13 protein-coding genes are annotated in these 17,510 nt (G+C 29.7%); all 13 read left to right on the forward strand.

All coding sequences use genetic code 11. The features are described from left to right. The first annotated feature begins 124 nt into the window (after positions 1-124). The 13 genes from dusB to E6771_RS06375 all read left to right on the forward strand — a co-directional run bounded on the left by dusB (position 125) and on the right by E6771_RS06375 (position 17,510). Positions 125-1,087 carry a tRNA dihydrouridine synthase DusB gene (gene dusB, locus E6771_RS06315; protein WP_316090366.1) on the forward strand — a complete coding sequence of 321 codons (963 nt, stop codon included), beginning with the start codon at positions 125-127 and terminating at the stop codon, positions 1,085-1,087. A 12-nt stretch (positions 1,088-1,099) separates the two neighbouring features. After that, positions 1,100-3,724: a DNA mismatch repair protein MutS gene (mutS, locus tag E6771_RS06320; RefSeq protein WP_316090367.1), complete on the forward strand. Its 2,625-nt coding sequence runs from the start codon at positions 1,100-1,102 to the stop codon at positions 3,722-3,724. A gap of 2 nt (positions 3,725-3,726) precedes the next feature. Further along, entirely contained in the window at positions 3,727-6,414 is a 2,688-nt protein-coding gene (gene lptC / locus E6771_RS06325) for an LPS export ABC transporter periplasmic protein LptC (RefSeq protein WP_316090368.1), read from the forward strand. Positions 6,415-6,424: 10 nt separating this feature from the next. Then, on the forward strand, positions 6,425-7,150 hold the full coding sequence (gene lptB / locus E6771_RS06330; protein ID WP_316090369.1) for an LPS export ABC transporter ATP-binding protein: 726 nt from the start codon (positions 6,425-6,427) through the stop codon (positions 7,148-7,150). 23 nt (positions 7,151-7,173) lie between these two features. Further along, positions 7,174-9,774 (forward strand): alanine--tRNA ligase, encoded by a 2,601-nt coding sequence (gene alaS / locus E6771_RS06335; RefSeq protein WP_316090370.1) that lies wholly within the window; start codon positions 7,174-7,176, stop codon positions 9,772-9,774. Between the two features lie 10 nt (positions 9,775-9,784). After that, complete coding sequence (gene ruvX / locus E6771_RS06340) at positions 9,785-10,210, forward strand: Holliday junction resolvase RuvX (protein ID WP_316090371.1); 426 nt, start codon at positions 9,785-9,787, stop codon at positions 10,208-10,210. A 15-nt stretch (positions 10,211-10,225) separates the two neighbouring features. After that, a complete protein-coding gene (secD, locus tag E6771_RS06345; RefSeq protein ID WP_316090372.1) occupies positions 10,226-11,458 on the forward strand; it encodes a protein translocase subunit SecD in 1,233 nt (410 codons plus the stop codon). Beyond that, positions 11,449-12,393: a protein translocase subunit SecF gene (secF, locus tag E6771_RS06350; protein WP_316090373.1), complete on the forward strand. Its 945-nt coding sequence runs from the start codon at positions 11,449-11,451 to the stop codon at positions 12,391-12,393. The genes secD and secF overlap by 10 nt, the downstream gene beginning before the upstream one ends. Before the next feature lie 102 nt (positions 12,394-12,495). Continuing rightward, positions 12,496-13,590, forward strand: coding sequence for an alanine racemase (gene alr / locus E6771_RS06355; protein WP_316090374.1), 1,095 nt, complete (start codon positions 12,496-12,498; stop codon positions 13,588-13,590). A 12-nt stretch (positions 13,591-13,602) separates the two neighbouring features. Beyond that, the gene (locus E6771_RS06360) at positions 13,603-14,784 is read left to right on the forward strand and encodes a class I SAM-dependent rRNA methyltransferase (protein WP_316090375.1); all 1,182 of its coding nucleotides are present in this window, start codon (positions 13,603-13,605) and stop codon (positions 14,782-14,784) included. A 17-nt stretch (positions 14,785-14,801) separates the two neighbouring features. Further along, complete coding sequence (locus E6771_RS06365; protein WP_316090376.1) at positions 14,802-15,335, forward strand: CvpA family protein; 534 nt, start codon at positions 14,802-14,804, stop codon at positions 15,333-15,335. A gap of 9 nt (positions 15,336-15,344) precedes the next feature. Further along, a complete protein-coding gene (locus tag E6771_RS06370) occupies positions 15,345-16,421 on the forward strand; it encodes an LptF/LptG family permease (protein ID WP_316090377.1) in 1,077 nt (358 codons plus the stop codon). Further along, positions 16,422-17,510, forward strand: a complete 1,089-nt coding sequence (locus E6771_RS06375) for an LptF/LptG family permease (protein WP_316090379.1) — start codon at positions 16,422-16,424, stop codon at positions 17,508-17,510. It abuts the gene before it with no gap.

A 17,510-nucleotide genomic window follows, 5' to 3' on the forward strand; every position in this document is an offset into this window, starting at 1 on the left:
TTTTTAAAATAAAATAAATTTTTTATCCTAATTATACCTAGTTATATTGAAAAAATATCATAAATATGGTAAAATTTTTAGATTGAGATACCTTTTTTATTTAATGGTGGAGGAAGAAAAGTTTATGATAAAAATATATACTGCTCCTATTGCTGGAGTGACAGATTATACATATAGAGGAATTTTAAAGGAATTTAAGCCAGATCTCTTATTTACAGAAATGGTAAGTATAAATGCTTTAGAAGTAGCATGTGAAAAGACACTTAAAGTTATTTTGAGACTTAGGGAAGGAGATTCTGTACAGCTTTTTGGTAAGGATACCAAAAAAATGGTAGAGAGTGCAAAATTTGTAGAAAGCCTTGGAGTAAAGCATATAGATATAAATTCAGGATGTCCAATGAAAAAAATAGTTAATAATGGATATGGGGCAGCTCTTATGGAACAGCCAGAATTAGTAAGAACTATGCTCTCTGAAGTTAGAAGTGCTTTAAATGATAAAACAAATCTTTCTATAAAAATCAGAGTGGGCTATAAAGAAAGTAAAAATCCAGTGGAAATAGCTAAAATAGCTCAAGAAACTGGATGTAACCATATAACTGTTCATGGAAGAACAAGGGAACAAATGTATACAGGAAAAGCTGACTGGAGCCTCATAAAAGAAGTAAAAGAAAGTATAGATATACCAGTCATAGGAAATGGAGATATATTTACAGCAGAAGATGCCAAAGAGAGAGTAGATTATTCTGGAGTAGATGGAATAATGCTGGCTAGGGGTATATTTGGAAATCCTTGGTTGATAAGGGATATTAGAGAATATTTTGAATATGGAAAAATACTCCATCCAGTAACAGATGCAGAAAAAATTGATATGGCAATTGAACACACTAAAAGAACAGAGATAGAGCATCCAGAGAGACCTTTTATTTTTGAACTTAGAAAACATTTGTGTTGGTATTTAAAAGGAATAAGAAATACTGCTGAAATAAAAGATAAAATAAATCATACAGATAACTATAACAAAATAATAGAACTTTTAAATAAAGTGAAAGATAATCTTCTTTCAGAACCAGAAATAGTAACTATGTAAGGAGTTGAGCAAGTGACTGGAGATACACCTTTAATGAGTCAATACAAAGAAATAAAAGAACAAAATAAGGATAATCTTCTTTTTTTTCGTTTAGGAGATTTTTATGAGATGTTTTTTGATGATGCAGTTATAGCTTCAAAAGAACTGGGATTGACATTGACAAGCAGAAACAGAGAAAAAGGTCAAGATGTACCTCTTGCTGGAGTTCCTTATCATTCAGTATCTTCATATATAGCTAAGTTGGTTAATAAAGGATATAAAGTAGCTATCTGTGAGCAAGTGGAAGATCCTAAAAGTGTAAAAGGAATAGTAAAAAGAGAAGTTGTAAGAGTCATAACACCAGGAACTGTTATTGACACAGATTATCTTGATGAAAAAAGTAATAATTATCTTATGGGGATAAAAATAGATGGGAATAAAGGAGCAATAGCTTATTTAGATATCACAACTGGAGAATTTAAAGCTAGTGAATTAGAAGGAGAAGATATAATATTTAAACTTCTAGGTGAAATAAACAAAACTGCTCCTAAAGAGATATTGCTAGAAGAAAAAACTTATGATAAATATTATGAAGAATTAAAAAAGCATAATACCTTATCAGATATCAATATAAGTAAAATAATTGAAAAAAGAAAGTGTGAAGATTATCTTAAAGATTATTTTAAAGTGATATCATTGGAAAGTTTTGGATTAAAAGATAAAAAAATGGCTGTTACAATATCAGCAACTGTTTTGAATTATGTAGTAGAACTGCAAAAAGGAAAAGAACTTCCTGTAAATAATATATTATATACCAGCAGTGAAAATATAATGGAGCTTAACATAACTACTCAAAAAAATCTAGATATAGTAGATAATTATAGAGAAAAAAATGGAACAGGAACACTTTTATGGGTAATAGATGAATGTATGACTTCTATGGGAAGTAGGCTTCTGAAAAAATTTATAAAAAATCCTCTTCTTGATATAGAAAAAATAAATGAGAGACAAAAAGATATATCTTTTTTTATTGAAAATGTGCTTCTTAGAGAGGAAATTAGAGAAAAATTAAAAAGTATATATGATATAGAAAGAATAATAGGAAAGCTTGTTCTTGAAACTGAAAATGGAAGAGATATGATTTCACTGAAAATTTCAATAAAAAATTCATTAGAAATATTAAAACTTTTACAAGGAAATTCAATATTCTCTATTGAAGTAAAAACCTTGATTGATATATACAACTTAATAGAAAAAACTATTGTAGATGAGCCACCTTTTTCAGTGAGAGAGGGAGGGATTATCAGACAGGGATATAATGAAATGCTCGATGAACTTCATGGATTATCAAAAGATGGAAAAGATTATATTCTTGAAATAGAAAACAGAGAGAGAGAGAGAACTGGGATAAAAGGCCTTAAGATAAAATATAATAAAGTATTTGGTTATTTTATAGAGGTAACAAGAGCTAATTCACATCTAGTTCCAACAGATTATATTAGAAAACAAACTTTAGCCAATGCAGAAAGATACATAGTGCCTGATCTGAAAGAATATGAAGAAAAAGTATTAAATGCTAAAGACAAGATAGAGAATTTGGAATATCAGTTATTTAAGGAAGTTGCTTATGAGATAAAAAGTCATAAAGAGATACTTCAAGATCTGGCATATAAGATAGCATATCTTGATGTGGCAAGCAACTTGGCCCATATAGCAATAAAAAATTCATATATTCAGCCTGAAATACATGAAGGGAAAGATATAGAAATAATTGCTGGAAGGCATCCTATAGTAGAAAAGCTTATTCCAGCAGGAGAATATGTAAAAAATAACATAGTATTTGATGATAATAAAGAAATGATAATACTTACAGGGCCAAATATGTCAGGTAAATCTACTTATATGAAACAGGTAGCTTTGATCATAATTATGGCTCATATAGGATCATATGTACCAGCAAACTATGCTAAAATAGGATTGGTAGATAAAATTTTTACAAGAATAGGAGCAAGTGATGATCTTCTTACAGGGCAGTCTACATTCATGCTTGAAATGAGTGAAGTTGCTAATATAGTAAACAGTGCAACAAACAGGTCATTTATAATACTTGATGAAATAGGGAGAGGAACCTCAACTTTTGATGGTATTTCTATAGCAACATCTATTACTGAATATATTCATGAAAGAATAGGAGCAAAGACAATATTTGCAACACATTATCATGAGCTTACTCAACTGGAAGACAAACTGGACAGAGCTGAAAATTATAGAATAGAGGTAAAAGAAAATGATAAAGAGATAGTTTTCCTAAGAGAAATAGTAAAAGGTGGAGCAGATAAATCTTATGGAATAGAGGTAGCAAGACTTGCAGGTCTACCTAAAGAAATATTGGATAGATCAAAATCTGTATTAAAAAATTTAGAAGATAGAAAACGGATAATTGAGAAAAAACTAAAAGGGGAACAGCTTATACTTTTTGGAACTCCTCAAAAAGAAGAACCAACTGAAGAGGAAAAAAATAATTTAAAAGGAAAAGAACTGACGAAAGAACAGAAAATAGTTATGAGAGTATTGGAAGAGTTAGATCTTAATGGAATGACACCTTTAGAAGCCTTGTTAAAGCTTAATGAGCTGAAAAAAATATTAAATAGGAGTTAAATATGAATAAGAAGAAAATCTATATAATTATTTTTATAGTTATAATAATATTAGGTTACTTAAATTATTTTAAAGATGAGAGTGATCCTTCTGATATAAAAAAAGCTATAGAAACAACTAATGTTATTTATGACAGTGAAGATTATCATGTTGAAGCAGACAAACAAGTAGATTATGTAGATGACAATGAAACAAATTTTGAAAGGGCAAAAGCTTTAGTAAAAGATATGGTAATAAGTGGGGATAATGTATTTATAGATAAAGTGAGAAATTTAGCATTAAAAAATAATATACTTGGAATAAGTCCAAATGGATGGAAGTTTAATACAGAAGCAGCTCATTATGATAAGCTAAAAGATGAAATAACATCTGATGTTGGAGTATCAGCAGAAAATGCTGAAAAGAAAGTAAAAGTTTCTGGAAAGAATTTTATTACTGACAGTAAAATGAGCTATATAGAATTAAAAGATGATGTAGTTTTGGAAAATGAAAAAATAAAATTAAAAGGGGATATAGGTAGATATAGCGACACTAGTAAAATAGTTACACTTTCAGGAAATATAGTTATTGATGGAACAGATAGAGAAAATGCTGAGATATCTGGAAATTTTCTTAATTTGAAATACTCAGTAGATGACAAAATTCTTGAAGCATGGGAACCTTATGATGTAACTTATGATGGAGCAAAACTTTCGGCAGGAAATTTATGGTATCAAGACAGTACAGAAGCCTTTTTGATTACAAAGAATGTAACAATAGAAACTAATGGATATAAAATTAATGTTGACAAGATACAGAGAGAGGCAAACAGCAACATAATTAAATTTTTTGGACAAATAACTGGAAGCAATGGAATATATTCTTTTTCTGGTAGGGAAGCAATTTATGATATGAATACTGGAGAATTAACTTTTTATGGAGATGTAAAAGCTACATCAACAAAGGGAGAAGAACTGACAGCAGATAAAATAGTATATAATAACAATACTAAATTTATAACTGCATATGGAGAAAAAAGAGATGCAGTATATATTTCAGATAATGGAGAATTAAGAAGTAAAGAATTTAGATATAACAATGAAACTAAAGAGCTGTTTGCAGATAAAAAATATGATTTTAAAAGTCAAAAATATGACAGTGTTGGAGATAAATTCTATTTTAATGATTTAACAAAAGATGGATATATAGTAAATGGAACTATGTATGATAAAGTTAAGAAACAAACTGCCAAAGGAAAAAGAATGGATTTTAATACAGAAACAAAGATATATATGGTGAAAGAAAATTCTGTATTTGAAAATCAAGATTATAGATTGGAAAGTAATGATATAACATATAATGGAATTACTGGAAAAGTAGAAACACCAGATAGATATAAAGTGGTATCTCTAAAAAATAATACATCTTTTACTGGAGTTGGAGCTGTATATGATGAAAATTCAGGAGAATTAGTAAGTAATGGAGTAATAAATGCTTCTGGAAGAAATTTTATTGCCAGTGGAGAAAATCTTACATATAATAATAAAGATGGAGTGGGAGAACTTCAAAGTAAAATTTCTTTTACAAATACTGAAAATGGAACAACAGTAACTGGAGATAAACTTTTATTTCAAAAAGATAATTACATGGAACTTGTAGGGAATCTTGTAATAAATAGTGAAAAAATAGTAGCAAAATCATCAAGAGGAAAGTATAATTTGAAGGAAGAAAAAGTATATATTCCTGAAAAAATAGACTTTGAAAGTCATGATAAATTAACAGCAGGAACTATGTCAAAGGGAGTATATGATGTAAAAACTTCCATATTTACTGGGGATAATTTCAAAGGGAAAAATAAAGAAAATGATATAAAGAGCGACAAAATGAAATATTATACAACTGAAAACAAGGTAGACTTTGGAAAAAATACTGTTATAGTAACTCCAGAAAGTAAATTGAGAGGAAACAGTCTTAATTATAATCTTGATACTGAAGTGGTTGTTTCTCCTGAAAAATATACAATAGATTATGGAGATTTTACTATTGTTGGAAGTGAAGGAACATTTGATAATAAGCAAGGATTATTAAAAAGTACAAATGCAGATATAACTTCTAAAACTGGAGATAGATTCAAATCAGATAAAGCAGATGGAAATCTGAAAGAGATGAGAATAGACTTTATAGGGAATGCTGATGGACATATGGTTCATCAAGGAAAACGTACAGATTTTACAGGAGATTTTGCTAGAGTATATTTCAAAAATGATGGTGGATATAAAGCAATAAGAAGTGAAATTAAAAAGAATGCAGTATTTATTCAAGAGGATAAGAGACTTCAATCTGATTATATTGAAGCAGATATAGAGAGAAATCTTATTTTTTCAAGAGATAATACAAAACTTATAGTAACTGATGCTGAAAATGGAGATACAATTGTAACTTCTGATACTGCAGAAATAGATATTGACAGAGATATGGCTACTTTAATTGGGAATGTTTATATTGAAAATAAAAATCCTGAGCAGGGAATTACAATCATTACTTCTGAAAAAGGAATTATCAGACAAAAAACTGGTATATTGGATCTTATGGGAAATGTAAAAATTGAAAATAAAGAGTCTACAATAGAAGCAGATGAAGGAACTTATAATATGAATACAAAAAAAATAAAAGCAAGAGGTCATGTATTTATAAATCATAAAAATAATTAAGGAGGAGCTAATGAGGAGTTTAGTAGCTCAGAATCTTTGTAAAAGCTATAAAAAAAGAACAGTAGTGGATAATGTCAGTCTTGAAGTAAACAAAGGGGAGATAGTAGGACTTCTTGGACCTAATGGAGCAGGAAAAACAACTACTTTCTATATGATAACTGGAATAATAAAACCTGAGAGTGGCAAAGTTTATTGTGATAATGCTGATATTACAGCTTATCCTATGTTTAAAAGGGCTAATCTTGGAATAGGATATCTAGCTCAGGAACCATCTGTTTTCAGAAATCTTACTGTAGAAGAAAATATTGCAGCAGTTCTTGAAATGAAAGGTATAGTTTCTAAAGAACAGCAAGAGATAATAGAAAAACTTATGGAAGAATTTAAACTTACTCATGTAAGAAAATCTTTAGGTTATTCATTATCTGGTGGTGAAAGAAGAAGAATAGAAATAGCCAGAACAATAGCAAATAATCCGAGTTTTATACTTTTAGATGAACCCTTTGCTGGAGTTGACCCAATAGCAGTTGAGGATATACAGCAGATAATAAGATATCTGAGAAACAGAGGATTAGGAATACTGATAACAGACCATAGTGTAAGAGAAACATTGCGTATTACAGAGAAAGCATATATAATGGCAAATGGAAAAGTTTTGATCAGTGGAACACCAGAAGAAATATCTAATGATGAGACAGCAAGAAAAATTTATTTAGGTGAAAAATTTAAATTAGATTAAATTTTAAATAGTTGGAGGAGAACATGTTAACAGGAAATCAAATTAGAAAAGAGTTTATTGAGTTTTTTGAAGCTAAACATCATAGACACTTTGAAAGTGCATCTCTTATCCCTGATGATGCAACTTTATTATTAACAGTAGCAGGAATGGTTCCTTTTAAACCATATTTTTTAGGACAGAAAGAAGCTCCATATCCAAGAGTGACAACATATCAAAAATGTATCAGAACAAATGACCTTGAAAATGTTGGAAGGACAGCAAGACATCATACATTCTTTGAAATGCTTGGAAATTTCTCTTTTGGAGATTATTTTAAAAAAGAAGCTATAGAGTGGTCTTGGGAGTTTGTTACAGAAGTATTAAAAATAGACAAGAATAAACTTTGGGTATCAGTTTTTACAACAGATGACGAAGCAGAGCAAATATGGATAGAAAAGTGTAATTTTCCAAAAGAAAGATTAGTAAGACTTGGAGAAGATGAGAACTGGTGGGCAGCAGGACCAACTGGGTCGTGTGGTCCTTGTTCAGAAATCCATGTAGATTTAGGACCAGCTTATGGTGGAGATGAAAATTCTAAACTTGGTGATGAAGGAACTGACAATCGTTTTATTGAAATATGGAATCTTGTATTTACTGAATGGAATAGAATGGAAGATGGAAGTCTTGAACCACTTCCTAAAAAAAATATAGATACTGGAGCAGGGCTTGAAAGAATAGCTGCTGTAGTTCAAGGGAAATCTAATAACTTTGAAACGGATCTTTTATTTCCATTAGTGGAAGAGGCTGTAAAACTTACTAATTCTCAATATGGAAGAGATGAGGAGGAAAATTTCTCATTAAAAGTAATAACAGATCATTCAAGAGCAGTCACTTTCTTGATTAATGATGGAGTTATTCCTTCAAATGAAGGAAGAGGTTATATTCTGAGGAGAATATTGCGAAGAGCAGTAAGACATGGAAGACTTTTAGGGCAACCAGAATTATTTTTATATAAAATGGTGGATAAAGTAGTAAGTATGATGGAAAACGCTTATCCAGACCTTAGAAATAATATTGAACACATCAAAAAAGTTGTAAGAATAGAAGAAGAAAAATTTTCTCGTACTCTTGATCAAGGTATGCAGCTGGTGAATCAAGAGATTGAAAAATTAAAAGCTGTAAATATTAATAAACTTGATGGAGAAGTTACATTTAAACTTTATGATACCTATGGTTTTCCTTATGAATTGACAGAAGAAATCTGTCAGGAAAAGGGAATAGAAGTATCTAAAGTAGAATTTGAAGCTAAAATGACTGAGCAAAAAGAAAAAGCAAGAGCTGCAAGAGAAATTGTAATGGAAAAAGGTCAGGACAGTTTTATTGAAGAATTTTATGACAGATATGGAGCAACACAATTCAGTGGTTATATAACTGTCAAAGATACAGGAAAATTATTAAGCTCAAGAGAAGGGAAAGAAAATAAAAAACTTATGATATTTGATACAACTCCATTTTATGCAGAATCTGGAGGACAAGCAGCAGATATTGGTATTATTACTGGAAATGGATTTGAAGGCAAAGTTATAGATGTTCAAAAACAAAAAGGAATATTCGTTCATAGTGTAGAAGTATTAAAGGGAGTTCCAATAGAAGGAGAAGAGTATTTTCTGGAAATTGATGAGGCTAATAGATTGGCTACAGCAAAAAATCATACAGCTACTCATTTACTTCATGAAGCATTGAGAGAAGTATTAGGATCTCATGTTCAACAGGCTGGATCTTTTGTAAATGGAGAAAGATTAAGATTTGATTTTAATCACTATGAGGCTATGACTACTGAAGAAATCGAAAAAGTAGAAGAGTTGGTAAACGAAAAGATAGCTGAAGCCATAGATGTAAAAATAGCTGATATGAGTATGGATGAAGCTAAAAAAGCTGGAGCTACAGCATTATTTGGAGATAAATATGGAGATGTGGTAAGAGTAGTGTGTGTAGAAGGTTTTTCTGTAGAACTCTGTGGAGGAACTCATATAGATAACATAGGAAAAATAGGGTTATTCAAAATAGAAAGTGAAGCAGGAATAGCAGCTGGAATCAGAAGAATTGAAGCTGTAACTGGAAAGGGGGCATATAAACTAGTCAAAGATATAGAAACCCTTCTAAAAAGTGTAGAAAAAACTGTGAAAGCTGATGAAGTAAATCTTTTAGACAGAATTGAAAAAATGGTAGAAACTATTAAAGAAAATGGGAAAGAATTGGAAGATTTAAAAAGTAAATTTACCCAGATAGAAGCACAGGCTTTAGCTGAAAACTCTGAAATAATTAATGGAACAACAGTTATTATGAAAACTTTTAAAACTAGAACAGCTGATGATTTAAGGAAAATGATTGATTATATAAAAGATAAAATGACTAATACTGTTGTAGTTTTAGCATCTGGTGCAGATAAAGCTATATTTGCTGCTGGCGTAACTAAGGAACTCACTTCAAAAGTAAAAGCTGGAAATTTAGTAAAAGAAGCAGCTGTAATTACTGGTGGAAATGGTGGAGGAAGACCTGATTTTGCTCAAGCTGGAGGAAAGGATGTAACTAAAATACAAGAAGCAATGAATGCAGTAAGAGAAATTTTGAAAAATTCTTTATAAGAGGTAATGAATGTATAAAAAGTATATTTCTCTGGATGTAGGAGATGTGAGGATAGGAGTAGCAAAATCAGATATAATGGGAATAGTTGCTACTCCCCTTGAAGTGATAGACAGAAAAAAAACAAAAGCAGTAAAAAGAATTAAAGAACTTTGTATTGAAGAAAATACAAAAGCATTGGTAGTGGGTATTCCTAAAAGTCTGGATGGGACTGAAAAGAGACAGGCAGAGAAAGTCAGAGAGTTTATAGCTAAATTGAACAAAGAGATTGAAGGCTTGGAAATAATAGAAGTTGATGAAAGGCTTACCACTGTATCAGCGGATAGAATGTTGAATGAATCAAGTAAAAAAGGCGCTTTGGAAAAAAGAAAGATAGTTGATAAAATAGCAGCTGCTATAATACTTCAAACTTTCTTAGATACAAAAAAGATAAACTAATATTTTGGAGGAGAAATGGGATCGAAATTATTGATGAGATTGTCTCTTGTTATAGTTGTGGTAATAGGAGCCATATGGCTTAGCTTTTTTAAACCAACTAAACTTGGGCTGGACTTAAAAGGTGGAGTGTATGTAGTATTGGAAGCTGTACCAGATGAAGGGGTAACTCTTGATGATGCAGCAATGAACAGACTTATTGAAGTCTTGGATAGAAGAATAAATGGATTAGGAGTTGCAGAGTCACTTGTTCAAAAAGCTGGAAGTAATAGGGTAATTATAGAGCTACCAGGAATAAGTAATACAGAAGATGCTATAAATATGATAGGAAAAACAGCATTGTTAGAATTTAAAATTGAGAATCCAGATGGAACTCTTGGAGAAACTCTTCTTACAGGAGGAGCATTAAAAAAGGCAGATGTATCTTATGATAACTTAGGAAGACCTCAAATTCAATTTGAAATGAATCAAGAGGGAGCAATAAGATTTGCTGAAATTACAAGAAATAATATAGGGAAAAAACTTGCTATCACATTGGACGGAAAGGTACAGACAGCTCCTATGATTAATTCAGAAATACCAAGTGGAAACGGAGTAATCACAGGAAATTATACTGTTGAAGAAGCAAAAGCAACTGCAACATTATTAAATGCAGGAGCCCTTCCAGTAAAAGCTGAAATAATAGAGACAAGAACTGTAGGAGCTTCTCTAGGAGATGAATCTATAGCTCAAAGTAAACAGGCAGCAATATTTGCAATGATACTTATAGGTGTTTTTATGATAATATTTTATAGACTTCCTGGAATAGTGGCAAATATAGCATTGATAATATTTGGACTTATAACTTTTGGATGTCTTAATTTTATAGATGCAACATTGACTCTTCCTGGTATAGCAGGACTTATTTTATCAGCAGGTATGGCAGTTGATGCAAATGTTATTATCTTTGAGAGAATAAAAGAAGAACTTAAACTGGGAAATACTATACGTAATTCAATAGATGCAGGATTCAGCAAGGGATTTGTAGCTATCTTTGACTCGAATCTTACAACATTGATAATAACTGTTATTCTTTTTACTTTTGGAACTGGTCCTGTAAAAGGATTTGCTGTAACACTAACAATAGGTACACTGGCATCTATGTTCACAGCTATCACAATTACAAAAATACTTTTACTTACTTTCATCACAGTATTTAATTTAAGCAGACCAGAATTATTCGGAGTTAGGGGGAAAACAGCATGCAAATAGAAATTATAAAAAATAGTAAAAAATTTGTAGGATTGTCATTAATTATTGTTGTTCTTTCTCTTGGAGCTTTTTTTATAAAAGGACTTAATTATGGTATCGACTTTTCTGGAGGAAATTTATTCCAATTGAGATTTGAAAAGCCAATAACATTGAATGATATTAATAATAATCTAGATGAAGTTTCTAAAGATGTAAATCAGGTAAATCCTAATAGCAGAAAAGTACAAATTTCTGAAGACAACACTGTTATTATAAGAACTCCTGAACTTACTGAAACAGAAAAGACTGAAGTTTTGAACAGTTTAAGAAAAATTGGAATTTTTGATATAAATAAAGAAGAAAAAGTAGGAGCAAGTGTAGGAGAAGAATTGAAAAGTTCAGCATTATATGCATTATTGATAGGAGCTTTTCTTATAATTCTTTACATAACTTTTAGATTTGAATTTACATTTGCAGTAGCAGCAGTAGCAGCATTATTTCATGATCTTATTATAGCTATTGGAGTAATTTCGCTTTTAGGTTATGAGGTAGATACGCCATTTATAGCAGCAATATTAACTATACTTGGATATTCTATTAATGATACAATAGTTGTATTTGATAGAATAAGAGAAAATTTAAAACGTAAAAATAAAGGTTCATTAGAAGATTGTTTAAATAAAAGTGTAAACCAAGTAATGATAAGATCTATTAATACATCTGTAACTACTTTATTTGCAATTATTGCTATACTTGTTTTTGGTGGAGACAGCTTAAAAACATTTATAGTTACTCTTTTAATTGGTATTCTTGCAGGAACTTACAGTTCAGTATTTATTGCAACACCATTGGTATATTTTCTGGATAAAAATAAAAAAGGATCAAATAAAGGACTGCGAAGTTTAGGAGAAGAAAAAAAGAAAGAGTCAAAGGATGAAGAAAAAATATTAGTTTAATAATAAAATATAATATATAATATAAGAGGGCAACTGAGAATGAAAAAGTTTAAAGTCGCCCTCTATGAATTTAAATCATAATAAAAAGGGAGCATAGAAAAAATGAGAGCTTGGTTAGAAATCGATATGGATAATTTAAAATATAATTTAGATAAAATTAAAGAATTAGTCCATGGCACGAATGTATTAGGGGTTATAAAAGCTAATAGTTATGGATTCGGAGCTATCGAAACTGCTAAAGAGCTTTCAAAACATGGAGTAGAGATTTTTGGAGTAGCTTCTCTGGAAGAAGCAATGGAGTTAAGAGAAGGAGGAATAGAAGAAGAGATTCTTATACTAGGGGCACTTTTTAATGATGAAATAGAAATAGCAGCTGAAAAAAATTTTCAAATAACTATAAGCAGCATGAGACAGATAGAATTTTTAGAGTCTAATAAAATAGATGCTGAAATACATATAAAAATAGATACAGGAATGGGAAGATTAGGTTTTACTATTGAAAAGGGAAAAGAAGCTGTAGATTATTGTATAGAGAGAGGATTAAAAGTAGCCGGTATTTATTCACATCTTTCTGATGCAGATGGAATGAGTGATGAAGCATGTAATTATACTAAAGAGCAGATAAATAAATTCAAAATATTTGAAAAGTATAAAACAATAAAGTATATACATATTTTAAATAGTGGTGGAATACTAAGATTCAATGATGGATTTAAAGGAAATCTGGTAAGAGCTGGTATATGTATGTATGGTATGTTAGGAAATGAAAGAATACCAGAATTTAAAAGAGTTTTTACAATGAAAACAAGAATTATCTTTATAAGAACACTTGAAGAGGACTCATATATATCATATGGAAGAACTGTAAAATTAAAAAAAGGAGAAACCTTTGCTACTCTTGCCATAGGATATGCAGATGGTATGAAAAAAGAATTTTCTAATAAAACCTATGCTTTAATCGAAGGGGAGAAATGTCCAATAGTTGGGGAGATATGTATGGATATGTGTATGGTAAAAATACCAGAATCAATTTTTAAAAAAATAAATATAGGTACTGAAGCAATTGTTATAAGAGATGATATAATAGAAGAAATAAATTCTATTCATAAGTCAACTTGGGATATATTGACTGGAATAGGAAGAAGAGTATATAGAGTCTATAAAAAAAATGGTACTCCATATTTAATAACAAGATAAAAAGGAGAACTGATGACAAAAATCGTATTAATAAGTGGGAAGGAAAAGAAAATAATAAATTTCTACCCTAATGTTTTTAAAGATGAGATAAAAACTATAATAGGAACTGTAAAAAATGGAGATATAGTAGATGTATGTTCAGCTGATATGGCTTTTGTAGGAAGAGGGTATATAACAGATTCCACATCAGCTTATGTGAGAATACTTACAACAAAAGATGAAAAAATAGATAAAAGCTTTATTCAAGAAAAAATCAGAAAAGCTTATAAAAAAAGAGAACATCTTTTTAATGAAACCAATTGTATAAGAGCTTTTTTTTCAGAAGGGGATGGAATTCCTGGATTGGTTATAGATAAATTTGATAAATATGTATCTGTGCAGTTTAGAAATTCTGGAGTGGAAACTTTCAGACAGGATATAATAAACAGCATTAAAAAAATAATTAAACCAAAGGGAATCTATGAAAGAAGTGATGTTGAAAATAGAACTCTTGAAGGGGTAGAGCAAAAAACAGGAATTATTTTTGGTGAAATACCTGAAAGAATTATTATGGAAGATAATGAAATTAAATATAATATAGATATAATTGATGGACAAAAAACTGGATTTTTCTTAGACCAAAGAGAATCAAGAAAGTTTATAAGAAAATATATCACAAAAGATACTAAGTTTTTAGATGTATTTTCAAGCAGTGGAGGATTTTCAATGGCTGCTTTGAAAGAAAATTGTAAAAAAGTAGTGGCTATAGATAAAGAATCTCATGCATTAGAGCTATGTAGAGAAAACTATGTTTTAAATGAATTTGCAGGAGATTTTGTAACTATGGAAGGAGATGCTTTTCTTTTATTAAAAACTTTAGTAGGAAGGGGAGAAAAATTTAATATAATCACTTTGGATCCCCCTTCTTTAATAAAAAGAAAGGCTGATATTCATAGAGGAAGAGATTTTTTCTTTGACCTTTGTGATAACAGTTTTAAACTTTTAAATGATGATGGAATACTTGGAGTAATAACTTGTGCGTATCATATGTCTCTTCAAGATTTGATAGAAGTAACAAGAATGGCAGCATCTAAGAATGGAAAACTTCTTCAGGTGATAGGTATAAATTATCAGCCAGAGGATCACCCATGGATACTTCATGTGCCAGAAACTTTATATTTAAAAGCTTTATGGGTAAAAATAGTAGATAATTAATAAGAAAGGTGGTAGGAATGTATTTAGATATATTAGTAGGGATTATAATAGTTTTTTCTCTTATTTATGGACTGAGAAATGGATTATTTGTTGAATTTTTAGCTATTTTTGGATTAATAGTAAATTTTATCATTGCTAAAAAATATACTCCAGCAGTAATAGAATTTTTAGGACTATCAAAAGATAAAGATCGTTATTTTGTAACATATATAATAACTTTTTGGGCAGTTTATATTTTGTTAGGTATAGTTATACACTTGGTAAGAAATGTCCTTAAAAATCAAAGTAAAGGAATAGTGACAAGAGTATTAGGTGGAGCAATTGGAATAGCGAAAGGAGTACTTCTTTCTGTTCTTATTCTTTTAATTTATAATTATTCAACAGATATGTTTACGAAGCTGAAAAAATATTCTAAAGGAAGTTATGCAAATGAGCTTTTTCTAGAAGTGGTTCCAAATATAGAAAAATATGTACCTGAAGTTTTTCAAGATAAAATAAAAGAATTAAAAAATTTGGAGTTAGTCAATAGATATGTCAATAAACTTTTTTAGGAGAAATTCATGAAAATAATAGAAAAATATATTTTAGAAGAGGTGAAAATGCCAATATTATTTGGGATCTCTTTATTTACATTTATTTTTCTCATAGATATAATAGTGGCTATGATGGAAAATATAATAGTTAAAGGGATATCAATTATTGATATAATGAGGATATTGTCATTTTATCTTCCACCTATTTTATCTCAGACTATTCCTATGGGAATATTTTTAGGAGTAATGCTGACATTTTCAAAATTTACAAGAACTAGTGAAGCAACAGCTATGAATTCTATTGGTATGGATCTTAAAGAGATAGTAAAACCTATATTTATTCTGGCAGGTATCACTACGCTTTTTATATTTTTTCTTCAAGAAAGTATAATTCCAAGATCATTTAGTAAACTCCAATATATAACTACTAAGATAGCTTATGAAAATCCTGTGTTTCAACTAAAAGAAAAAACTTTTATAGATGAGGTTGATGAATATAACCTTTATATAGATAGAATAGAAGGAAAAGATAGAATCGCTCAAGGAGTTCTTATATTTCAAAAAGATGAAGATGTGGCCTTTCCTACTGTTTTGGTGGGAAAAGAAGCTTATTGGAAAGATTCTTCAATGGTAATAACAGATTCTAAATTTTATGATTTTGATGAAGAAGGAAAAGAAAAGCTTAGAGGAGAATTTGATGATAAAAAAGTTCCTCTTACTGCTTATTTTGATGGAATAGATATTAAGGTAAAAGATATAGAAGCTATGAGTATAAGTATGCTTATTAAAGAGATGAAAGAGCTTCCTAAAAATGAAAAAATACCATTTAAAGTGGAAATAAATAGAAAACTAGCTCTACCATTATCTACAATAATGCTTTCTTTACTTGGAGTGTTTATTTCAATAGGACATCATAGAAGTGGGAAAGGAGCTAATTTTGCTTTGAGTCTTGCAGTAATATTTTCATATATAACATTTCTGAACATAGGAATGGTTATGGCTAACAGAGGCAAAATTCCTCCATTTATAGGAGTATGGACACCAAATATAATTTTATTTTTAGTGACTTTCTATTTCTATAAGAAAAAATCTAGGGGGATATAAATGAAAATAAAAATAATAGATAAGTATATAAGTAAAAATTTTATAAAATCATTTTTTCTTAGTTTAATAGCTTTTATAGGAATATTTTTAGTAAGTCAATTATTTAAAGTTATAAGATATGTAAGTGATGGACGATTTTCAGCAGATGAATCAATAATTTATATATTTACAATGATACCAAAAATATTGATAGATGTAGCACCGTTAGCAGTGCTTTTAGGCTCATTAATGACAGTGAGTTCTATGGCTTCAAATCTTGAAGTAATATCATTGAAAACAGCTGGAATAAGTTTTAAAAGAATAGTACTTTTTCCTATTCTCATTTCAGCAATAATCGCTGTAATGGTTTTTTACATAAATGATAGTCTTTATCCTTATTCAATAAGAAAAAATAGAGAGATAAAAGATGGTGAAAGAACAAAAAGAGAAATGCCAGCAGAAAAAAGAAATGCTTTTTTACGAGGAGAAAATTCTAACTATGTTTACCTTATGGGAAAAATAAATAGAGAAACTGGTTTTGGTGAAAATATAGAAATAGTTGATTTGAATGAAGAATTTAATAAAGTTGAAAGAATAATTACTGCAAAAGAAGGAAGATATAATTTTACAAAAAAAGTATGGGTACTGAAAGATGCTAGTATTTATAATGGACAAAAATTAGAAAAAGCCAAAGAAATAAAAATTTTTATGGAAGATAAATATAATGATGAACCAGATAAATTTATAACTAAAAGTGTAGAACCTAAAACCCTTACCATAAAAGAACTAAAAAAATCTGTAAGAGAAATAAAGAGTATAGGTGGGGATACAAGGGAACTTCTTGTTGAAATTGGAAACAGGTATTCTTTTCCATTTTCAAGCTTTATAATTTCATTTTTAGGTCTTTCCCTTGGAAGCAGATATGTAAGAGGAGCATCTGCAATAAGTATGGCATTATCTGTAGCCTTAGGATATGGATATTATATAGTGCAGGCTTCTTTTGAGGCTTTAAGTATAAATGGATTTTTAAACCCATTTATCAGTGGTTGGATTCCTAATGTAATCTTTTTGGGAATAGGAATGTATTTTATGTACAGAGCAGAATATTAA

It is taken from the genome of Fusobacterium sp., assembly GCF_032477075.1.
Lineage (GTDB): Bacteria > Fusobacteriota > Fusobacteriia > Fusobacteriales > Fusobacteriaceae > Fusobacterium_A.